The following is a 2,659-nucleotide window of genomic DNA, read 5'->3' on the forward strand; positions in this document are numbered from 1 at the left end:
CAGCAAGGCATTGTCAAGCTTGAAAAACTTTCGGATCGGGCTCTAATGGATGGTGCCAGGATTTTCATAGGCTAAAAAAGCATTACTTTCATGTTGGTGATGGCTCCGTCATGACATAAACAATGAATTCCGCACCCGTCTTGTATATGTAGAAACGGAAATCATTATAAATGGGAGTCAGGACAGCCATTTTCATCTTGGCGGCATCGATTTCAGAATCAGATGGGAAGTTCAAAGGTAACCCCTGCTTCGCCAGAACATAATACCCCCAAACGTCGTGATCACCGAGTATCCGGGGAACGAGAGCGCGGAGTGTACGGTTTGAGGCGAGTGCTGGGACATTGGCTGGTGCTGCTCTTTCCTGTCCCAACACAATGACCTTGTCACCAAATTGATAACCGTTTTCCAGTAGTTTGTTGATAATTGCAGTGGAAACAACATCCCTGTAATCAGCCTCCTGACGAAGGACATTCCCATAGGCATAGCATGTGGAAACAGCAGTAAACAGATTGAGGGATATCATGGATACGCCCAATATTTTCCATGACGAAGACATGCCCATATAAAATAGGAACATAAGTAGCGCGGGAAACCCGAGGAAAATTCGATCGGCACCAACCGGGTTATCCAGAAGCAAGCAGAGTCCTGGTGTAAGAAAAATAAAGGCAATAATGGCAAGTAGTATTATGCACTTATTAGGTTTTCTAAACTGGGAATTTTTAATGATAGGCGAGAAAATGGAAATTATTGCCAGAAATGCCATTGATATCGTATAGGGTGTGGGCAATTTCCATTGTAATTTAAATAGGGTATATGTATTTTTTAGGATTTTATTGAAAATATCGGCGTTAACTTTCAAGATCGAATTGTGGCCGCTGGCATAGTCGTGGAAATGCACAAATGGAATTACAGTTATTTTATAAAGAACAAATGATGCAACCATTAAAGAAGCATCAGTTAATAAGCAGACAAGGGCATCCTTGAGGCTGTTATTGTTCATAACGCTAAAAATAAAAACCATAAAGCATAATGCATAATAAAAATTGAGAGATGCCTGATATGTGGATAAAAGCACGACGAGGATCACCGTACGATAAATATAACCCTTTATCCCATTGTTCCGGTAAAGCAGAGCAGCAGCCACAGCAAAAAGCTGGGTCAGGGACATGATCCAGCATTCAAATCTGAAGGAAATATTTCCCAAAAACAGAGGATTAACCAAAATTGGCGTTGAAAGGATAGTTTTTTTCAGTAAAGTTTCATTGGGAAATAGTTTTTTGGAAATTATTACCGCTGCAATAGCCAGAGCAGGCAACGACAACAGCAGAGGCAAGGGTGCAATATCAAGATTGATTGTATTTTCAGTCAGGAGGAAAACGAACAGATCAGCTAGGGGGCGACCGTCCCCTTCCCATCCATAATCGCCGCTTAATGATCTTTTATAATCGTCCCAGTAAAATGTATTACTTATTAGCAGCGGAATGATGTATAAAAATCCCAATAAGTTAAATATCAAAAATAATTTCTTATCTTCTGTTTTTATATTTAACGATTTCATACTACACCATAATAAATTTGCTGTGTGCCTGAGTGGATTAACGGTTGAACTGACATTCTGTATAATGCCTTTTTGTCCAGAAAAAACAAATTGTATCGAGTTGGAAGCGGCAATTGTAAGTTCGGACTAGTCAAAAGGCTAGTGTAAGTTAACCGGATAACCTTGATGATGGGAATAGAACATGGTTCATTTATGTGACAGCAACATGATGGCGTTACCTTCCTTGGCTGGAGGATCGTGCAGCTTTTTGTAGCCAGTCTAGTCGCACATCATCACGTTTCTTTCCATTCCAATATCAATGGGAATGTTTATCCGCCCGGACTGTTGGTAAAGCTGTGTAGTCATAAACAGTTTCATCGGAATGCAGAACGTGGTCTGTGTGTTGTAATGCCTTGACCATATTCTGATCTACCTTATAGCCCATCATGTCCAGAAGCAGGAATTTTATCATGGGGCTTGTAAACCAGCCATTCTGGTTGCGCATCTTTTCTCCCATGTCACAATAATGACCTGTTTCATCCATCATGAACATCGGGATGTCATATTGTGGGTATCCCCCATATTGCAGGGCATGACCAACGGCATCTCCGGTCACCACTTCACCATGGTCAGACACATAAATAAGTACGTAGTGTCCTAATTTTTCATGAGCCATATCCATAATGTTATGCAATATACGATCAGTTCTATGGATTGAACGATCATAATCATCCGCTGTTGGAAGTCTTGCAGTTACCCATAAATTTTTTCTTCTGTAATTTGATAGGAGAGAGCACCTGTAACGATATCTGCCAGGCGAGACATTCCTCTCCAGATAACAGTTGTTCCGGGCGGAGCATCGGAAGCGCGATCAAGGTAACCACCCAGTCTGGCGACTGCCCGGATGTAAAAATCCAGGTCTGGTGAAGTGCTGAGTTTGCGTATGGGTGTGAACTGTTCGAGTATTTGGCGTTCCACATCTGTAAAAACGGTAGAAGGCGACGTCCCTGGTAATTCACGCCTGAGCATTGTTATCCATGAGATACGCCAGGCCACCACGCAGCATAAGGCGATACAGTTTGCGAGCCGGCCTGCGGTCGTTAGGCGGAGCTCTTCAAGCTT

3 protein-coding genes are annotated in these 2,659 nt (G+C 42.2%); all 3 read right to left on the bottom strand.

The window, feature by feature from the left end:
* Nucleotides 1-88: 88 nt before the first annotated feature.
* On the bottom strand, nucleotides 89-1,558 hold the full coding sequence (locus GEU01_RS23635) for a glucosyltransferase domain-containing protein (protein ID WP_019087547.1): 1,470 nt from the start codon (nucleotides 1,556-1,558) through the stop codon (nucleotides 89-91).
* A gap of 295 nt (nucleotides 1,559-1,853) precedes the next feature.
* Nucleotides 1,854-2,372, bottom strand: coding sequence for a sulfatase-like hydrolase/transferase (locus GEU01_RS20675; protein ID WP_332306329.1), 519 nt, complete (start codon nucleotides 2,370-2,372; stop codon nucleotides 1,854-1,856).
* Nucleotides 2,291-2,659: IS4 family transposase (locus tag GEU01_RS25210; protein ID WP_269719726.1), on the bottom strand; the 369-nt coding region annotated here is incomplete at its 5' end. The genes GEU01_RS20675 and GEU01_RS25210, both read right to left, overlap by 82 nt.

The sequence above is a fragment of the Komagataeibacter europaeus LMG 18890 genome (assembly GCF_000285295.1).
Classification (GTDB): Bacteria; Pseudomonadota; Alphaproteobacteria; order Acetobacterales; family Acetobacteraceae; genus Komagataeibacter; species Komagataeibacter europaeus.